The 18,196-nt window shown below is 71.8% G+C and carries 13 protein-coding genes; 3 read left to right on the forward strand and 10 right to left on the reverse strand.

The features are described 5' to 3' along the window. Positions 1-30: 30 nt before the first annotated feature. The 4 genes from ACWGKQ_RS49925 to ACWGKQ_RS49940 form a co-directional block, all read right to left on the reverse strand. Positions 31-2,007: an ATP-dependent DNA helicase gene (locus ACWGKQ_RS49925; RefSeq protein WP_453298773.1), complete on the reverse strand. Its 1,977-nt coding sequence runs from the start codon at positions 2,005-2,007 to the stop codon at positions 31-33. Between the two features lie 202 nt (positions 2,008-2,209). Continuing rightward, entirely contained in the window at positions 2,210-3,016 is an 807-nt protein-coding gene (locus ACWGKQ_RS49930) for a GNAT family N-acetyltransferase (protein WP_453298774.1), read from the reverse strand. Positions 3,017-3,134: 118 nt separating this feature from the next. Continuing rightward, a complete protein-coding gene (locus ACWGKQ_RS49935) occupies positions 3,135-5,156 on the reverse strand; it encodes an IucA/IucC family protein (protein WP_453298775.1) in 2,022 nt (673 codons plus the stop codon). A gap of 414 nt (positions 5,157-5,570) precedes the next feature. Next, a complete protein-coding gene (locus tag ACWGKQ_RS49940) occupies positions 5,571-7,142 on the reverse strand; it encodes a diaminobutyrate--2-oxoglutarate transaminase family protein (protein WP_453298776.1) in 1,572 nt (523 codons plus the stop codon). Between the two features lie 351 nt (positions 7,143-7,493). On the opposite strand from ACWGKQ_RS49940, the gene ACWGKQ_RS49945 reads away from it, so the two are divergent. Next, complete coding sequence (locus tag ACWGKQ_RS49945) at positions 7,494-8,717, forward strand: trypsin-like serine peptidase (RefSeq protein WP_453298777.1); 1,224 nt, start codon at positions 7,494-7,496, stop codon at positions 8,715-8,717. A 180-nt stretch (positions 8,718-8,897) separates the two neighbouring features. On the opposite strand, the gene hflX is transcribed toward ACWGKQ_RS49945, so the two are convergent. The 6 genes from hflX to miaA form a co-directional block, all read right to left on the reverse strand. After that, positions 8,898-10,391 (reverse strand): GTPase HflX, encoded by a 1,494-nt coding sequence (gene hflX / locus ACWGKQ_RS49950; protein WP_453298778.1) that lies wholly within the window; start codon positions 10,389-10,391, stop codon positions 8,898-8,900. A gap of 188 nt (positions 10,392-10,579) precedes the next feature. Further along, positions 10,580-12,169 carry a M1 family metallopeptidase gene (locus ACWGKQ_RS49955; protein ID WP_453298779.1) on the reverse strand — a complete coding sequence of 530 codons (1,590 nt, stop codon included), beginning with the start codon at positions 12,167-12,169 and terminating at the stop codon, positions 10,580-10,582. 69 nt (positions 12,170-12,238) lie between these two features. Then, positions 12,239-14,410 carry a RelA/SpoT family protein gene (locus ACWGKQ_RS49960; protein ID WP_453298780.1) on the reverse strand — a complete coding sequence of 724 codons (2,172 nt, stop codon included), beginning with the start codon at positions 14,408-14,410 and terminating at the stop codon, positions 12,239-12,241. A gap of 294 nt (positions 14,411-14,704) precedes the next feature. Beyond that, positions 14,705-15,592, reverse strand: coding sequence for a diaminopimelate epimerase (dapF, locus tag ACWGKQ_RS49965; RefSeq protein ID WP_453298781.1), 888 nt, complete (start codon positions 15,590-15,592; stop codon positions 14,705-14,707). 170 nt (positions 15,593-15,762) lie between these two features. Further along, the gene (locus ACWGKQ_RS49970; RefSeq protein ID WP_453298785.1) at positions 15,763-16,278 is read right to left on the reverse strand and encodes a hypothetical protein; all 516 of its coding nucleotides are present in this window, start codon (positions 16,276-16,278) and stop codon (positions 15,763-15,765) included. A 107-nt stretch (positions 16,279-16,385) separates the two neighbouring features. Further along, complete coding sequence (gene miaA, locus ACWGKQ_RS49975; RefSeq protein WP_453298782.1) at positions 16,386-17,324, reverse strand: tRNA (adenosine(37)-N6)-dimethylallyltransferase MiaA; 939 nt, start codon at positions 17,322-17,324, stop codon at positions 16,386-16,388. A gap of 183 nt (positions 17,325-17,507) precedes the next feature. Between miaA and ACWGKQ_RS49980 the strand changes: the two genes are divergently transcribed. After that, on the forward strand, positions 17,508-17,834 hold the full coding sequence (locus ACWGKQ_RS49980) for a hypothetical protein (protein WP_453298783.1): 327 nt from the start codon (positions 17,508-17,510) through the stop codon (positions 17,832-17,834). A 33-nt stretch (positions 17,835-17,867) separates the two neighbouring features. After that, positions 17,868-18,155 carry an antitoxin gene (locus ACWGKQ_RS49985; protein WP_453298784.1) on the forward strand — a complete coding sequence of 96 codons (288 nt, stop codon included), beginning with the start codon at positions 17,868-17,870 and terminating at the stop codon, positions 18,153-18,155. Positions 18,156-18,196: the final 41 nt, after the last annotated feature.

The raw sequence follows: 18,196 nt of genomic DNA on the forward strand, positions 1-18,196 counted from the left end.
GTCCCGGTGCCGGGACAGGCCAACCCGCGATCACTTCGCCTCCGCCTGACGTGCCGCCGCGTCGATCGCCGCCAGCGACTTCCGGGCCTGGTTACGGTCCGTGGTGTACCAGAAGTCGGGCAGCGAGGACTTGAGGTACCCGCCGTACCGCGCGGTGGCCAGCCGCTGGTCGAGTACGGCGACCACACCGCGGTCCCCCGAGGCGCGGACGAGCCGGCCGGCGCCCTGGGCCATCAGGAGCGCGGCGTGGGTGGCGGCGACCGCCATGAAACCATTGCCGCCGGCGTCCTCGACGGCCTTCTGGCGGGCGCTCATCAGCGGGTCGTCCGGGCGCGGGAACGGGATCTTGTCCATGACGACGAGCTGGCAGCTGGGGCCGGGAACGTCGACGCCCTGCCAGAGCGACAACGTGCCGAAGAGGCAGGTCCGGGGGTCCGCCGCGAAGTTCTTGATCAGTTCGCCGAGGGTCTCCTCGCCCTGGAGGAGTATCGGGAACTCGGGAATCCGGACCCGCAGCTCCTCGGCGGCCTGCTGGGCGGCCCGCATCGAGGAGAAGAGGCCCAGGGTACGACCGCCGGCGGCCTGGATCAGCTCGGTCAGTTCGTCCAGCATGTCGGCACGGTCGCCGTCCCGTGCGGGGCGCGACAGATGCTTGGCGACATAGAGGATGCCCTGTTTCGGGTAGTCGAAGGGCGAGCCGACGTCGACGCCCTTCCACTTCGGCAGATCGTCACCCTCGGTGCCCTCCGCGGCGAGGCCCAGCGACGCGCCCACACCGTTGAAGTCGCCGCCCAGCTTGAGGGTCGCCGAGGTGAGGACGACCGAGCGGTCCGCGAAGAGCTTCTCCCTGAGCAGGCCCGACACGGACATCGGGGCGACCCGCAGGGAGGCGCCGAAGCGGTCGTGGCGTTCGTACCAGACGACGTCCCACTCGGAGCCGTTCACGATCCGCTCCGCCACGTCGTGCACGGTCTCCACGTAGGCCAGCGCCTGCTTGCGGATCGCGTCCTCGTCCTGGACCGACTTGTCGCGGGTCGTACCGATCGCGGAGATCACGGTGCGGGCGGCGTCCCGGAGCGCCGCAAGGGCGTAACCGAGATCCTCCGGGGTCTCCTCCAAGCGACCCGGCAGGGCCAGCTCCATCAGCCGCTCGAAGCCCTCGGCAGCGGTCTGGAGCTGGTCGGCGGCCTTCTCGTCGACCAGCTTGGCGGCGCGCCGGACCGCGCGATTGACCTGGCCCGGGGTGAGTTCGCCGGTGGCTACGCCGGTGACCCGGGAGACCAGTTCGTGCGCCTCGTCCACGATCAGCACCTCGTGCTGCGGGAGCACCGGGGCGCCCTCGATGGCGTCGATCGCGAGCAGGGCGTGATTGGTGACGACCACCTCGGCGAGCTTGGCGCGCTCACGGGCCATCTCGGCGAAGCACTCGGCACCGTAGGCACACTTGGACGCGCCGAGGCACTCCCGGGAGGAGACCGAGACCTGCGCCCAGGCCTTGTCGGAGACACCCGGTGCGAGGTCGTCGCGGTCGCCGTTCTCCGTCTCGTCGGACCAGTCGCGCAGGCGCAGCAGGTCCTGGCCGAGCTTGCTGGTCGGCGCGGCCGCCTCGAACTGGTCGAAGAGGCCCTCCTCCTCGTCCTGCGGCATGCCCTCGTGCAACCGGTGCAGACACAGATAGTTCGACCTGCCCTTGAGCATGGCGAACTCCGGGCGCCGGCGCAGCAGCGGGTGCAGGGCGTCGACGGTGCGCGGCAGATCCCGCTCGACCAGCTGTCTCTGGAGAGCGAGGGTCGCCGTCGCCACGACGACCCGCTCTCCGTGCGCGAGCGCGGGCACGAGATAGCCGAGTGACTTTCCGGTGCCGGTGCCGGCCTGGACCAGCAGATGGGATCCGTCGTCGATCGCTTCGGCGACCGATTCGGCCATGGTCACCTGGCCGGGGCGCTCCGTACCGCCGACAGCTGTGACAGCGGCATGCAGGAGTTCAGGGAGTGAGGGCTTCGTCATAGCGCGACCACCCTACGACCCGGCACTGACAATCGGGCGATCAAGGCGGGGACGGGGGGTGGGATCACGCCGGGGGCTCCTGGACGGGCAGGCCAAGGGGGAAGGGCGGGCCGGTGGCAGGGCCGCTCGGAATTCTTTCGGACGGCCGGGAACTTGATCGGTCGCCGCTTCGTACTACATGTGTACACGCAATCACTCAGCGCTACATCAGATGACGTAGGGACCGGTCCCGGATCATGAGGGCGGCCCGTTTGCCGGGCAGATCGACCTCGGCGGCGTAGCGGAAGCCCGCGTTGAGGAAAGCGGCCACGGAGGGGGTGTTGTGAAGATCAGGTTCAGCGACGACGCGGGCACAGGCGGGGCGGCGCTCGAATACGAAATCGGCCACGGCTCTGAGCAGGGCGGATCCCAGTCCTCGCCCCCGGTCGGCGACGTTTCCGACGAGGAGGTGGACACCGGTGTCGTGCGGGCGGGCCGGATATCGGCGGGCGAGCGGGTCCAGGTCGGCTCGATAGATCTCCCAGTAGCTCATCGGGACGCCGTCGAGCATGCCGAGGCACGGCACGCTGCGGCCGTCTCCCGCGAGCTGGGAACGCAGATGGTCCTCCGTCTGCGCCCGTGACTCGGCCAGCTGCCAGAACGCGGCCACGGCGGGGTCGTTCATCCAGCCGCTGATGATCGGCAGGTCGCGTTCGACGTGGACCGGCGCCAGGTGGAAGAGGCCGACGGGGGTCTCGGTGGGGCCCCAGGTGCTGACCTGGTCCAGCAGGTCGAGTTTGTCGGGTACCTCGGGCGGCCCGAGCCGGTGGTGGGTGGGCCCGGGGGCTCGTTCGTCGGTGTCGGGTGTCGTCCCGGCGATGAGGGCGAGGAGTTCGTCAGGCAGGCGGAGGTCCAGGGTGTCCTCGCAGTCCCCGATGTCCTCGGCGGGTCCGGGACGGCCGGGGTGGCCGGTGGGTCCGGGGTGGACCGGGACGGGGCCTGCGCCGGCGCTCGCGTCGGTGGGAGGCATGGTGCGCTCCTCTCAGGAGACGGGGTGGGTCATGTTCCTCGGTCGGTGAATGAAAGTCCGTGATGAAAGTCGGTGGATGAAGGGCGGTGGGTGGAGGTCCGTGACGACGTCGGTGGGGTCAGGCAGGTCCGGAGTGGAGGGGATTGGTGATGGTGACGTAGACGGACTGGGTGTCGACCGGGCCAACGAGCTCGTCGAGTCCGTGCAGCCGGGTCAGCAGGTTGGCCTTGCAGCGCAGGACGGGTGAGTCGAGCAGGCGGGCGGGCAGGGCGGTGCGCAACCGGGCGGGCCCGGAGGCCGCCTCGGTGAGGAACCTGCGGAAGGCCGCGAGCAGGAGGCGCTCGTCGGCGAGCCGCTGGGAGCCGAACGCGCCGATCAGGCCGAGCACGTTGTTGATGCCGAGGTAGTAGGCGAAGCGTTCGTCGGTGACCTCGTCGGAGACGAAGGTGTCGCTGTGCTCGCCGATACCGGGCAGCCTGGCATCGAGGTCGGCCCGTCGGGACTCGCGGAAGTAGTAGCCCTGGTTGTCGCGGTAGCGGCCGCCGGTGGGCCAGCCGTCGGCGTCCAGCAGGAGCAGGGTGTTCTGCTGGTGCGCCTCCAGGGCGATGCCAGCCTCGCTGTCGAGCCAGAGCACCGGGCGGACCACCTGCTCCAGGTAGCGCAGGAACCACTCGGCGCTGACGGCACCGACGGGTCGGCCGGTGCGTTCGGCGAGCCGGGAGACCACCCGGGCCAGCCGGGAGCGGTACGGCCGGGGCCTGCCGTTCGCCGCCGGGACGTCGAGGGGCCGGGGCGTGACCAGTCCGGCGACGCAGGACACGTCGTCGGCGGGGGTGAACGGGTTGTGCCGGATCACCACGTCGAGTCCGGGCACGGGCCGGCCGTCCAGGCCGTCGACGGCCAGCCAGGCGGGGTCGCGCACGATGTCGAAGCCGGGGTGGGCGGCCTGCCACTGCTTGGCGAGGCCGGTGCGCAGCAGGCGGTGTACCTCGACGCCGCGGTGGAGTTCCTTGCGGAGGTTCTCCCGGCGGGAGTTGGTGATGCGCAGGCCGAGCGACAGCTTGAGCATGGCGGGGGCGCCGGTGCGGTGCACGGTTCGTACGGAGGAGGTGGGGTACCAGGGGGCGCCGAGCGGACCCAGGTCGCGGAGGAGTCCGGCGTCGAGGAGGGCGGCGGTCTCCTCGCGGTGGCCGGCCTCGCGGGCCTGCCAGGGGTGCAGGGGCAGGGCGGCGGCGCAACCGTCCGGCAGCGGCAGGGCCGTGCCGGCCAGGCGTTCCATCAGGTGCGGCGCGGGGACGGGGCGGCCTCGCTCGGTCCAGGCCGAGTCGGTGGCGAGCAGGGAGGAGGCGACCGCCATCCAGTGCAGGGGGAAGGAGCCGCGCAACTCCGGTGAGTAGAGCCGGGCTTCGGAGTCGGTCAGGCCCTCGCGGCTCTTCGGGGTCGGGTGCAGCGGGTGCCCGAGGAGGAGGGACTGTTCGGCGGTGAGGAAGCGGTCGGGACCGTCGGCGGGGTGGGCGCGCCGGTCCGCGATGAAGGTGACCGTACGGCGCAGGGAGTCGGCGACCCGGGCCACGAGGTCGCCATCGTCGGGAGGGCCCCATGCTCCGGCGACGCCGTGAGCGGCTGTACCCCCGGCCGCGTGGGCGACCGTGCCTCCGGCAGAGGTGGCTGTGCCGAGGGCGTACCCGGCGACGCTCTCGGCCCGGTCGACCGTGGCCGTCGGCCTCGGCGTGGTCTCGCGGGTGAGCAGGGCGGCGAGGGTGACCGCGTCGAGGGGTGGGACAGTGTCGGGGGCGCCGGTCAGGCGGGGTGGGCCGAAGCGGTGCCAGCCGGTCGGGGACCAGTGGCGGATCGGGGTGATCAGCGCCGTACCGCTGGCGGGCAGCGGGATGCGGAGGGTGCCGGTGTCGGGCGCGGGCAGGTTCGTCTCGCGTACCCAGCAGCGGAGCAGGTTCTCCACGGCGGCGGCCTGGGCGGCGATGCGGGGATCGGGGTGTTCGAGGAGGTCTCCCGTGTCGTCGCGCGGTCGCTCGGGGTGGGCGGCGCGGCCTCGCTGCTGGGGGACCGACTCGGCGAGCGGAACGGGGCGTCCCTGTGGGCCTTGGTCTCCGTTGTCGTCGGGGGTGGGGGTGGCGTTCAAGGAGGGTCCTCGGGGGCTCGGGCGTGCGGTGCGGTGCCGGCGGGTCGGGCCGGCGAACCGGGCGAGTCGGGCAGATCGGGTGGCGGGCCAGGGGGCCAGGGGCCCAGGGCGATTCGAGTGCTGAGTGTCCTGATGGGAGAGGTGTGGATGATGTGGGGTTCGGTGCGTGGGGTGGTCGGTCCGCTCCGGGGTCATCGGCCGGCCGGCTCGTCCGGGCCGCGCCGGTGGGCCGGCCTGCAGTCGGCGGTTCGTCGGGCTGGTCCCGTCCAGGTGATCCGGATGATCTGGATGGTCCGGATGCGAGGGTCGGTCCCGGCGGCTCCAGCGGCTCCGGCGGCGAGTTCCGGGCGGCCGGTCCCGGCGGCCGGTTCGGGTCCGGCTCGCCGGATGGTCGGGGCGGTCCCGGTGCTCCGGTCAGTCGGCCGGCTCCTTGCGGCCCTCGGGTCGTCGGGACCGGGCGCCGGCGCCGTGGCGGGCCGGGGCGCAGGCCGCGGCCGGGTCGCGGGCGACGGCCGCCACGGCGTCGGCGAGGCGGTCCAGTACGGCGTCCGCCTGTTCGTCGGTGATGGTGAGCGGCGGCAGCAGCCGTACGACACCGGCATGGCGGCCGCCGAGTTCGACGATCAGGCCCCGTTCCAGGCAGGCGCGTTGTACGGCCGAGGCCAGTTCGGGGGCGGCGGGGCGCGGCCCGGGCCGGGTGTCGCCGTCCCACCCGCTCACCGCGCCGCCTCGCGCCCTGACCGCGTCACCGGCTCCCCGGGCTTCCGTCTCGCCCGTGGTCCCCTTCGCCGTCGCCGCACTCTCCTCGGCTTCCCCGGTGAGCTCCTCCCCCTCCGGATCCACCAGTTCCACCCCGATCATCAGCCCCCGTCCCCGCACATCTCCCACGCATGCGAAGTCGTCCTGGAGTCGGCGCAGTTGGGACAGCATCCGGGAGCCGAGCAGGCCCGCTCGTTCGGCGAGGGCGTTCTCGCGGACGTGGGCGAGGGTGGCGGTGCCGGCGGCCATGGCGAGTTGGTTGCCGCGGAAGGTGCCTGCGTGGGCGCCGGGTTCCCAGACGTCGAGGTCGTCGCGGTAGACGACGACGGCGAGCGGGAGGCTGCCGCCGATGGCCTTGGACAGGACCATGACGTCGGGGGTGACACCGCTGTGCTCGACGGCCCAGAAGGCGCCGGTCCTGCCCACGCCGGTCTGGATCTCGTCGGCGATCAGAGGGATGGACCGGTCGGCGGTGAGCCGGCGCATCCGGCGGAGCCAGTCGTCCGGCGCGGGAATCACCCCGCCCTCGCCCTGGACGGGTTCGAGGATCATGCCGGCGGGGAGGGGGACGCCGGACTTGGGGTCGTCGAGGACGGTCTCGGTCCAGCGGGCGGCGAGTTCGGCGCCGCGGGGGCCGCCGACGCCGAACGGGCAGCGGTAGTCCTGGGGGTAGGGCAGCCGGGCGACACGGACGTCGCCGGCCCCGCCGGAGGCGGCCAGGGCTCCGCTGGTCATCCCGTGGTAGGCGCCGGTGAAGGCGAGAATGCCGGTGCGGCCGGTCGCGGCCCGGACGAGCTTGAAGGCGGCCTCGACTGCGTCCGTGCCGGCGGGTCCGCAGAACTGGACGCGGGCGCGGTCGGCGAGGCCGGGCGGCAGGGTGCGGAACAGTTCGGTGATGAAAGCGTCCTTGACCGGGGTCGCCAGGTCGAGGACGGAGAGCGGGGCACCGGAGTCGAGGACCTTGCGGATCGCCTCCAGTACGACGGGATGGTTGTGGCCGAGGGCTAGGGTGCCGGCGCCGGAGAGGCAGTCCAGGTAGCGGCGGCCGTCGGCGCCCTCGATGGTCAGGCCGCGGGCCCGCACCGGCACGATGGGCAGGGCGCGCGCGTAGGTACGCGCCCGCGACTCACGCGCCGACTGACGCCTCAGGATCCCCTCGTGTGCTGCACGCGCTCCCCCGAACGCCTCCCCGAACGTTTCCCCGGTCACCGACTCCGTCACGGCCACGGCTCGCTGTCCTCCCCGCTGTCCAGAGGCGAGTTGATCGGCGGGCACCGGGCACAGGCAGCGGGCCCCCCACCGCTACCAACCCCCGACCGTCCGGTGGGTTACGGGTCACTTCAAGATCATTGCCGTGAGCTTGCCTTCCCGGGCCCCGGCCACCGGCCGCACCGGGAGTCGGCAATACGCACTCGTGACGACACCGGCCGAACGCGGCCCATCGATCCCACCCACGAACTGCGGTTGCCCCGCTGGTGAGGGCCGTAGCGAAACCGTTGCCCTTCCATGGGAAGCGGCGCACAGCGAGCGCATAGTGTGTGGCGCTGAAGTTCCTTACCAACAGGGGGAGTCACCACCATGCGATCCATCCGGCCGTCGTTCGCCCTGCGAGGTGGAAGGGGCGCGCCCCGTGCGCTGGCGGCCGTCGCGCTCGCCTCGGCGCTGGCGCTGACCGCCACCGCGTGCAGCGGTTCCGGCGACGACAACGCGGGCGCTGCGGCGTCCGCGTCCGCCACGGCCGACACCGGTGACGGCAAGATCAAGATCCCGGACGACATCAGGAACAAGCTCAAAGAGCACGGGATCGACATCGACAAGTGGAAGAACGGCGCCTGGAAGAACTGGGACAAGGCCGACTGGCTGCGCGAGGCCAACGACTTCATCAACCCCATCATCAAGGGCCTGTGGGACCCCAACCGGATGCGGGACGCCAACGACCCCGACAAGGACAAGGGCGTCGACGACAACGACCTCTCCGGTGACCAGGGGGTGACCGACCCGACGCCGGAGCCGGTCCAGGCGAAGGCCGTGCAGCCGGTGTACCACGCCAACGCGGCCACTTCCGGGAAGGTCTTCTTCGACTCCCCCGAGGGCACGATGGTCTGCTCGGCGACGGTCGTCGAGGACCCGGCGCACCCGGGCAAGTCCAACCTGGTGTGGACGGCGGGGCACTGTGTGCATGCCGGCAAGAACGGCGGCTGGTACCGCAACATCGCGTTCGTGCCGTCGTACAACGACAAGGGGCTGACGGGTTCGGCGCTGGCGGCGGCGACCCGTTCCCAGATCGCGCCGTACGGCGTCTGGTGGGGTGACGGGGCGCAGACCTCGCAGCAGTGGATAGACCAGGGCGGTGAGACGGGCGGCAACGGTGCGTCGTACGACTACGCCGTGATCCATGTGACACCGGAGCAGGGAAGTGGCGGCAAGTCCCTTGAGGAGACGGTCGGTTCGGCGATGCCGGTGAACTTCGACGCGCCCGCGGTGCCGAAGGTGTCGAGCATCACCGCCACCGGGTATCCGGCGGCGAAGCCGTACGACGGGTCGCTGCTGTACCAGTGCGCGGACAAGCCGGGGCGGCTGTCGGTGGACGCGTCGGCGCCGACGATGTACCGGATCGGGTGCACGATGACCGGTGGGGCGTCGGGGGGCGGCTGGGTGGAGACGGGCGCCGACGGCAAGCCGGCGTTGGTGTCCAACACGTCGATCGGGCCGGTGAGTTCGGGGTGGCTGGCCGGGCCGCGGTTCGGTGATGTGGCCAAGGGGGTCTATGAGGGGGTCAGCAAGGAGTTCGCTGACCAGTGAGGGGGTGAGTGTCGCCGTCGCGCCGTGGTGCAACGGGTGCGTCGGCGACTGACTCGCCATCGTGGTTCCTCGCGCCCACGCGGCGCAGCCTCATATCGACAACAGCCCCGCGCCCCCGGGTAAGCGAATGGGCCGCCCCCCGAAAATGGGGGCGGCCCATTCGCTTTCGCTTACGAACTGTCAGACGGCCGGAGCCGGGACGTACGGCGTGAGCTCCGCCGCCAGTTCCTCGTGGACGCGGACCTTGAGGAGGGTGCCGTCGGCGGTGTGCTCCTCCGAGAGGACCTCGCCCTCGTTGTGGGCGCGGGCCACCAGCTTGCCGTGGGTGTACGGGACCAGAGCCTCGATCTCGACCGACGGGCGGGGCAGCTCGTCGTCGATCAGGGCGAGCAGTTCCTCGATGCCCAGGCCGGTGCGGGCCGAGACCGCGAGGGAGCGCTTCTCGTTGCGCAGCAGGCGCTGGAGGACCAGGGGGTCCGCGGCGTCCGCCTTGTTGATCACGACGATCTCGGGTACGTCGGTGGCGCCGACGTCCCTGATCACCTCGCGTACGGCGGCCAGCTGCTCCTCCGGGGCCGGGTGCGCGCCGTCGACCACGTGGAGGATGAGGTCGGAGTCGCCGACCTCCTCCATGGTGGAGCGGAACGCCTCGACCAGGTGGTGGGGCAGATGGCGGACGAAGCCGACGGTGTCCGCCAGGGTGTAGAGGCGGCCGCTCGGGGTCTCCGCGCGGCGGACCGTCGGGTCCAGGGTCGCGAACAGGGCGTTCTCGACCAGGACGCCGGCGCCCGTGAGGCGGTTGAGCAGGGAGGACTTGCCGGCGTTGGTGTAGCCGGCGATGGCGACGGACGGCACCTTGTTGCGGCGGCGCTCCTGGCGCTTGATCTCGCGGCCGGTCTTCATCTCCGCGATCTCCCGGCGCATCTTCGCCATCTTCTCGCGGATCCGCCGCCGGTCCGTCTCGATCTTGGTCTCACCGGGACCACGGGTGGCGAGGCCGCCGCCCTTGCCGCCGCCCATCTGGCGGGACATCGACTGACCCCAGCCTCGCAGCCTCGGCAGCATGTACTGCATCTGCGCGAGCGAGACCTGCGCCTTGCCCTCTCGGGACTTGGCGTGCTGGGCGAAGATGTCCAGGATCAGGGCGGTCCGGTCGATGACCTTGACCTTGACGACGTCCTCCAGCTGGATCAGCTGGCCGGGGCTCAGCTCACCGTCGCAGATGACCGTGTCCGCGCCCGTCTCGATGACGACGTCACGCAGCTCCAAAGCCTTGCCGGAGCCGATGTAGGTGGCCGCGTCGGGCTTGTCGCGGCGCTGGATGACGCCGTCGAGGACGAGCGCGCCCGCGGTCTCGGCGAGGGCGGCCAGCTCCGCGAGGGAGTTGTCCGCGTCCTGCGCGGTGCCCGAGGTCCACACGCCGACCAGCACGACCCGCTCCAGGCGGAGCTGTCGGTACTCGACCTCGGTGACGTCCTCGAGCTCGGTGGAGAGGCCCGCCACGCGGCGCAGGGCCGCGCGCTCGGAGCGGTCGAACTGGTCGCCGTCCCGCTCTCCGTCGATCTCGTGGCTCCAGGCGACGTCCTCTTCCATCAGGGCATCGGCCCGAAGACCGTCGGGGTAGTCCTGCGCGAGGCGCCTGGTGTCCTGGGAAGGGGAAGAAGAGGAGGTCATTGGGTCCTTTACGTCGATGGGAACACGTGAGTCGGCGGGTGTCGCCCCGCACACTCCCCAACGTACGAGTACCCCGGGAGATTCCCCGCGACCCGTACCGTGCGGCCTGTACCGACCTGTACCGACCTGACGATGGTCGCACGGTACGCCCCGTCCCGGCACCGGGTTATTCCGGGGCCGCGCCGCCGTCACCTCTTGGTCTGCTTCTTCGGGGCCGGTACCTGCTTCCAGTCCGGGTGGCCGGGCATCGGCGGGGTCTTCTCGCCGTACAGCCAGGCGTCGAAGAAGCCGGTCAGGTCACGGCCGGCGACCGCGGAGGCCAGGTGGACGAAGTCGGCCGTGGTCGCCGTGCCGTCCTTGTGCTGCTGGACCCAGATCCGCTCCAGACGCTCGAAGGCCGGCCTGCCGATCTCCTGGCGCAGGGCGTAGAGGGCGAGCGCCGCACCGTCGTAGATGTTCGGGCGGAAGATGCTGATCTTCTGCCCGGGCTCCGGGGCCTTGGGCAGGGCGGGCGGTCCGCCTTCGGCGCGCCAGCGGTCGGAGGCCCCGTAGGCGGCCTTCATGCGGTTGATCATGGGCTGGTGGCCCTTCTCCTCCGCGTACAGCTCCTCGTACCAGGTGGCGTGGCCCTCGTTCAGCCAGACGTCGGACCAGACGCGTGGGCTGACGCTGTCGCCGAACCACTGGTGGGACAGCTCGTGCACCATGATCGACTCGATGTACCACTTGGGGTAGGCGGGCTCGGTGAACAGGTTCTTCTCGAAGAGGGAGAGGGTCTGGGTCTCCAGCTCGAAGCCGGTGGACGCCTGTGCCATGAGCACGCCGTACGTCTCGAACGGGTAGGAGCCGACCTTGCTCTCCAGCCAGGCGATCTGGTCCGGGGTCTTGGCCAGCCAGGGTTCGAGCTTCTTGGCGTCGGCGCTCGGGACGACGTCCCGCACCGGCAGTCCGTGCGGTCCGGCACGGTGCAGTACGGCGGAGCGGCCGATGGAGACCTGGGCCAGCTCGGTGGCCATGGGGTGCTGGGTGCGGTAGGTCCAGGTGGTCTGGCCGCCGACCCGGGCGGACTCGGTGGGCAGGCCGTTGGCGACGACGGCGTAGCCGTTCGGGGCGGTGACGTGGAAGGTGAACATCGCCTTGTCGGACGGGTGGTCGTTGCACGGGAAGACCAGGTGGGCGGCGTCGGCCTGGTTGGCCATGGCGAGCCCGTCTGTGGTGCGCACCCAGCCGCCGTCCTGGCCCTTGGCGGACACCGGGTCGCTGGTGTGCTTCACCGTGATCCGGGTCCAGCTGCCCTGCCGCAGCGGCCGGGCGGGCGTGACGACCAGGTCCTCGCCGGCGCCGGCGAAGGCGGCGGGCCGGCCGTCGACCTCGACGGACTCGACCTTGCCGTGCGCGAAGTCGAGGTTGACCCGGTCCAGGTCGCTGGTGGTGACGGCGTCGATGGTGGTGACGGCCTGGAGCGGCTTGTCGTTGCTGCCGGGATAGGTGAAGGAGAGGTCGTACGACGCCACGTCGTACCCCGGGTTGCCGAGGTACGGGAAGAGCCGGTCGCCGACTCCCAGCGGGACCGGCGGGGCACTGGCGCCGAGCAGGGCGACGGAGACGGCGGAGACGAGGAGGGCGGCGGCCCGCCGGTGCCGGAGCGGGCCGGGGGTCCGGCGGGACGGACGGGTGCCTTCCGGCAGGAGACGAGTGCCTTCCGGCAATGGGCGGGTGCGTCCCGGCAACAGGCGGCTGCGTCCCGTCAGCGGGCGGGTGCGGAGGGTGAGCGGCATGGACCACCGCTACCAGTGCACCCCGCTCTCACCGCGACGACTCGCGACCGATCCACTCGAACGGGTAAGTCACTGGTGTTGCGCTCGGCCGACGTCGTACACGCCGGGCACATTGCGCATCGCGCGCATCAGGGCGGGCAGGTGGGCCGCGTCGGGGAGCTCCACGGTGTAGGTGTGGCGGACCCGCTGCTGGCTGGGGGGTTCCACGGTCGCCGAGACGATCTCGGCGCCCTCCTGGGCCATCGCCTCGGTGAGGTCGGCGAGCAGATGGGGGCGGCCGAACGATTCGGCGACCAGGGTGACCCGGCAGGCCGTGCTGTCGCCCCAGCTCACGGCCACCTCGGGGCGCCCGGTGCCCTTCATGTGAAGCACCGAGGCGCACTCCACGCGATGCACGGTGACCGCTCCCCCGCGCACGGCGAAGCCGGTGACCTCGTCGGGCGGTACGGGGGTGCAGCAGCCGGCGAGCCGTACGGTCGCGCCGGGACGGTCGACGACCACGGCGCTGGCGGTCCGGGGGGCGCCGCCGGAGGCGTTCCCGGGAGCCGGCGGGTCGAGCACGGGACGGCTGGGGACGACGGCCGGGGGCTCTTCGGCGCGGTCCGGGTGGGCGGCGAGCCAGCGCTGGATGGCGATCCGGGCGGCCGGGGTGTGCGCGTGCTCCAGCCACTCCCGGGAAGGCTCGGAGGCCGGGTCCTGGCCCATCAGGAGCTGAACGGTGTCGCCGTCCCTGAGGACCGTGCTGAGGGTCGCGAGGCGGCCGTTGACACGGGCGCCGATGCAGGCGTGGGCGTCCTCGCCGTACTGGGCGTAGGCGGCGTCGACGCAGGTGGCGCCCTCGGGAAGGCCGAGGCTGCCGCCGTCGGGCCGGAAGACGGTGATCTCGCGGTCCTGGGCGAGGTCCTCGCGCAGGGTGGACCAGAAGGTGTCGGTGTCCGGGGCCGCCTTCTGCCAGTCGAGGAGACGGGAGAGCCAGCCGGGGCGGGTCGGGTCGGCGCGCTCGCCGTCGGCCGGGGAGTCGGCGGCGTCGGCGACCTGGGTACCGGCGACCGGGGTACCGGCAGCGGGGGCGTCGGCGGCCTGGGCGTAGGGGTTGCCGAGGGCGACCACGCCGGCCTCGGCGACCTTGTGCATCTGGTGGGTGCGGATGAGGACTTCGGCGACCTGTCCGTCGGCGCGGGCGACCGCCGTGTGCAGCGACTGGTACAGGTTGAACTTCGGTACGGCGATGAAGTCCTTGAACTCCGAGACCACCGGGGTCAGACAGGTGTGCAGTTCACCCAGGACGGCGTAACAGTCCGCGTCCTCGTTGACCAGCACGAGGAGCCGGCCGAAGTCGGCGCCGCGCAGCTCGCCGCGTTTGCGGCTGACGCGGTGGACGGAGACGAAGTGCCGGGGCCGGATGAGGACTTCGGCCGGGATGTCGGCCTCGCGGAGCACCCCGCGGACCTCGTCGGCGATCTCGGCGAGCGGGTCGCCGGTGCGGGCCGCGTTCTCGGCGATGAGCTCCCGGGTGTGCTCGTACTCCTCGGGGTGCAGGATGGCGAAGACCAGGTCCTCCAGCTCCGTCTTCAGCGCCTGCACGCCGAGCCGCTCGGCGAGCGGGATGAGCACGTCACGGGTGACCTTGGCGATGCGGGCCTGCTTCTCGGGGCGCATCACGCCGAGGGTGCGCATGTTGTGGAGGCGGTCGGCGAGCTTGATCGACATCACCCGGACGTCACTGCCGGTGGCGACGAGCATCTTGCGGAACGTCTCGGGTTCGGCGGCGGCCCCGTAGTCGACCTTTTCGAGCTTCGTCACCCCGTCGACCAGGTAACGGACCTCCTCGCCGAACTGTTCCCGCACCTGGTCGAGCGTCACATCGGTGTCCTCGACGGTGTCGTGGAGCAGAGACGCCGTCAGGGTCGTGGTCTCGGCGCCGAGTTCGGCGAGGATCAGGGTCACCGCGAGGGGGTGGGTGATGTACGGCTCGCCGCTCTTGCGCATCTGGCCGCGGTGCGAGGACTCGGCCAGGACCCAGGCGCGGCGCAGGGGTTCGAGGTCGGCGTCGGGATAGTGGGCGCGGTGCGCCTCGGCGACATGGCCGATGGCATCGGGGAGTTTGCCGCGGGCGGCGTTGCCGAGCAGCGCGGCCCGGCCGAGCCGGCGCAGGTCGATCCGGGGGCGGGCCTTCCTGCGGACCGCCGCTGTGGGCACGACGGGACCGGGCGTCGCAGGGTTCGTGGCCTCCGCACTCATGGGCACCTCCGGCTCGTGTACCGGCGGACGGGGCCCCAGGGCATACGCGGCTCAGGGATTGGCGACGTTCCCCCGTCCGTGCCGGTGCTTGATGCTACCGAGCCCATCGCGCCCGATTGACCGGCTCCCGCCGAGCGTGAAACGGATCACCCAATCGAGCGACGATTTCGAGGTTTACGTTTTTGCGCCACCTGTTCGGGGGGTGGCCGACGTTTCTCGCCACCGGGGCAACGCGGGCCGTGGATCCGGATGTTGGACCACCGCCCGGACCACGGTTTCCGACGTGCAGTCAGCTCAACGGACGGCGTTTTCCAGCCACTCGGTGCTGATCTCGCCCGTGGCGACAATCACTGCGGGGCCGGTCATCTCGATCTCGCCGTCGGGCCGCTCGGTGATGACGAGCCGTCCGCCGGGCACGTCCACGGTGTACGTCGCCGGGGTGCCGGTGACGGTGGGGTCGGCGCCGTCGCGGCGGGCGGCGGCCACGGCGACCGCGCAGGCTCCGGTGCCGCAGGACCGGGTCTCGCCGGAGCCGCGCTCGTGCACGCGCATCGCGACGTGGCGGGGGCCGCGGTCGACGACGAACTCGACGTTGACCCCTTCGGGGTAGGCCGACGGCGGGCTGAAGGGGGGCGGGGTGTAGAGGTCGCCGGCGTCGGCGAGGTCCGCGATGAAGGCGACGGCGTGCGGGTTGCCCATGTTCACGTTCCGCGCGGGCCAGGTGCGGTCGCCGACGCTCACGGTCACGTCGCCCTCGGGGAGGCGGGCGCTGCCCATGCCGACGGTGACGTCACCCGCGGCGGAGCCGCTGTCGGACACGGTCTTCGCGATGTGCACGGTCTTGACGCCGCCGCGGGTGGCGACGGCGAGGTCGCCCTCGGTCACGTGGCCGGCGTGCTGGAGGTAGCGGGCGAAGACGCGGACGCCGTTGCCGCACATCTCGGCGATCGAGCCGTCGCCGTTGCGGTAGTCCATGAACCACTCGGCGTCGGCGGCCATCCCCTTGGCCTCGGGGTGCGCGGCGGACCGTACGACGTGCAGCACGCCGTCGGCGCCGATGCCTGACCGGCGGTCGCACAGGGCGGCTACGGCGGCCGGGGTGAGGTCCAGGGCGTTGTCGGGGTCCGGGACGATCACGAAGTCGTTCTCGGTGCCGTGGCCCTTGAGGAAGGGGATGCTCATTCTTCGAGGGTAGAGGAGGAATGGGTGGTGCTTCGGGTGCGGGTGGGTGGGGGCTGGTCGCGCAGTTCCCCGCGCCCCTTTCGGGGCGCTTCAGCGAGGGGCGTTTTCAGCGCAGCCCCACCTCAGTGCAGCCCCACCTCAGTGCAGCCCCACCTCGGCGCAGCCCCGGTTCAGCGCAGGCGGGCTACTCGCCATACCGCCAGGACTGCCACGATCGTCACCAGGAGTACGTATCCGATCACCACGCGCCAGTCGGGCCTGCGGTCCGAGCCCCTCGGCGGGAGGCCGGGCCACGTGTAGCCGACCTTCCTCGCCGCCATCATTCCCCAGCCCGCCGCGCAGGAGCAGATCAGCAGGCCCAGCATCGCGATCACGGCGCCGCTGTCGCCGAAGTCGAAGGCGAGCGGGAAGGCGAACATCAGGGAGCCGACCGCGGCCAGGCCCACGATGGGGGCCAGCTGCCACAGGCGCAGGCGGCGCTGCGGGCGGAGCTCGACCTCGACCTCGGGGCCGCCGGCGAACATCTCCTCCGGCTCGGGGCCGTCGGCGGTGACGCCACCGCCCACCGTGTCGTCCGGACCGTCCGGCGAGAGTCGCCCCTCGCCCTCCTCGGGCTCACCCGGTTCGATGGCCTCGACGGCGACATGCTCGGTGTCTTGTGCGGTGTCGCGAGGGCCGGCCTCCATCGCCACGCGCCCTCCCAACCTAGGACTCCACTTGCGATCGAAGCTCGATGATGGCACGGCACCGGATGCCCCGATGACCCGTGGCGCATCCCGATGCCATGACGTGATCAGGCTGTGACCGGTCGTTCGACCAACGCCATGGCCAGCCGCGGAAGTTCCTCGCGGTCCGCCGCGGCCCCACTCAACCAGTGCACCCGGGGGTCGCGCCTGAACCATGAATCCTGACGGCGCGCGAAGCGTTTGGTGGCACGGACGGTCTCGGCCCGTGCTTCCGCTTCCGTGCTCTCGCCCGCGAGCGCCGCCAGGACCTGCTGGTAGCCGAGGGCGCGCGACGCCGTGCGGCCCTCGCGCAGCCCGTGCGCCTCCAGTGCGCGCACCTCCTCCACGAGGCCGGCCTCCCACATCCGGTCGACGCGCAGCGCGATGCGCTCGTCGAGCTCGGGGCGGGCCACGTCGACGCCGATCTGGAGGGTGTCGTAGACCGAGTCGTGGCCGGGCAGGTTCGCGGTGAAGGGGCGCCCGGTGATCTCGATCACCTCCAGCGCCCGGACGATGCGGCGGCCGTTGCTGGGCAGGATCGCGCGGCCCGCCTCCGGGTCGGCGGCGGACAGCCGGGCGTGCAGGGCGCCGGAGCCGCGCAGCGCGAGCTCGCCCTCCAGGCGGGCCCGGACCTCGGGGTCGGTGCCGGGGAACTCCAGGTTGTCGACGGCGCCGCGGACGTACAGCCCGCTGCCGCCGACCAGGACCGGCCAGCGGCCCTCGGCGAGCAGGGCGTCGATGCGGGCGCGGGCGAGCCGCTGGTACTCGGCGACGGAGGCGGTGACGGTCACGTCCCAGATGTCGAGCAGGTGGTGCGGTACGCCGGCGCGCTCCTCGGGCGTCAGCTTGGCGGTGCCGATGTCCATCCCCCGGTACAGCTGCATGGAGTCGGCGTTGACGACCTCCCCGCCGAGCCGTTGGGCCAGGAAGACGCCGAGGTCGGACTTTCCGGCCGCGGTGGGGCCGACGACGGCGATGACACGGGGGGCGGGGGGTGCGCTGCTCACCGGACCAGTCTCGCAAACCTCGGAGGCCGGTCTCGAACGAGTTACGTGACGGAGTGTGTCCGGCTTCGTTGCCCGTTGCGAGGTTCCTGCCACCGCCGGCGAGAGACGGCGACCGGTCCGGCGCAATCGGACGCACCGGGGTCACGCGGGATTTCGCTCGCACGAGTAACGTATGGAGTGGATATGGGCGTTTTTGCACGTTTCCTTGGGAAGAAGCCGAAGGCCGCGGAAGAGCCGGACGCCAAGGTGCCGGCCGCTGCCGAGCCGGACGCATCCGGACCGGAGAACGCGACGGAGGATGCGGCGGAGCCGGTAGCGGAAGAGGCAGCCGAGGCCGAGGCGGCGGCGCAGGGCCCGGACGAGGACGCCGGCCGGAGCGCGGGCTCGAGGACGGAGGCGGAGACGGATATCGAGCATGCCGCGGTCGCCGCCGAGAGCACCGAGATTCCCAAGCAGCAGTCCGCCAAGGAGGCCGCCGACAACGAGGCCGGCGAGAACGCCCGCACATAACGGCCCGCGAGGGAAGCCATAGGGAAGGTAACCATGGGTCTTTTGGACAATTTGAAGGCCAAGCTCGCCCCGGCCAAGGACAAGGCCTCTCACTTCGCGCAGCAGCACGAAGACAAGGTCGACAAGCTCCAGCACGGCATCGACAAGGCCGCGCGGGTCGTCGACGAGAAGACCAAGGGCAAGTACAGCGACAAGATCCAGACGGGTACGGGCAGGGCCAAGGGCGCCATGGACCGGTTCGTACACCCGGACGCCATGGGCGGTACGACGCCCGACCCCACCGCCCCGACCCGGCCGGAGGGGCCGCCGCAGGCTTCCTGAGCCGGGCGGATCCCGGAGAAGAACGGCGGACGGCCGAGAGT

The sequence above is a fragment of the Streptomyces sp. NPDC054770 genome (assembly GCF_053611985.1).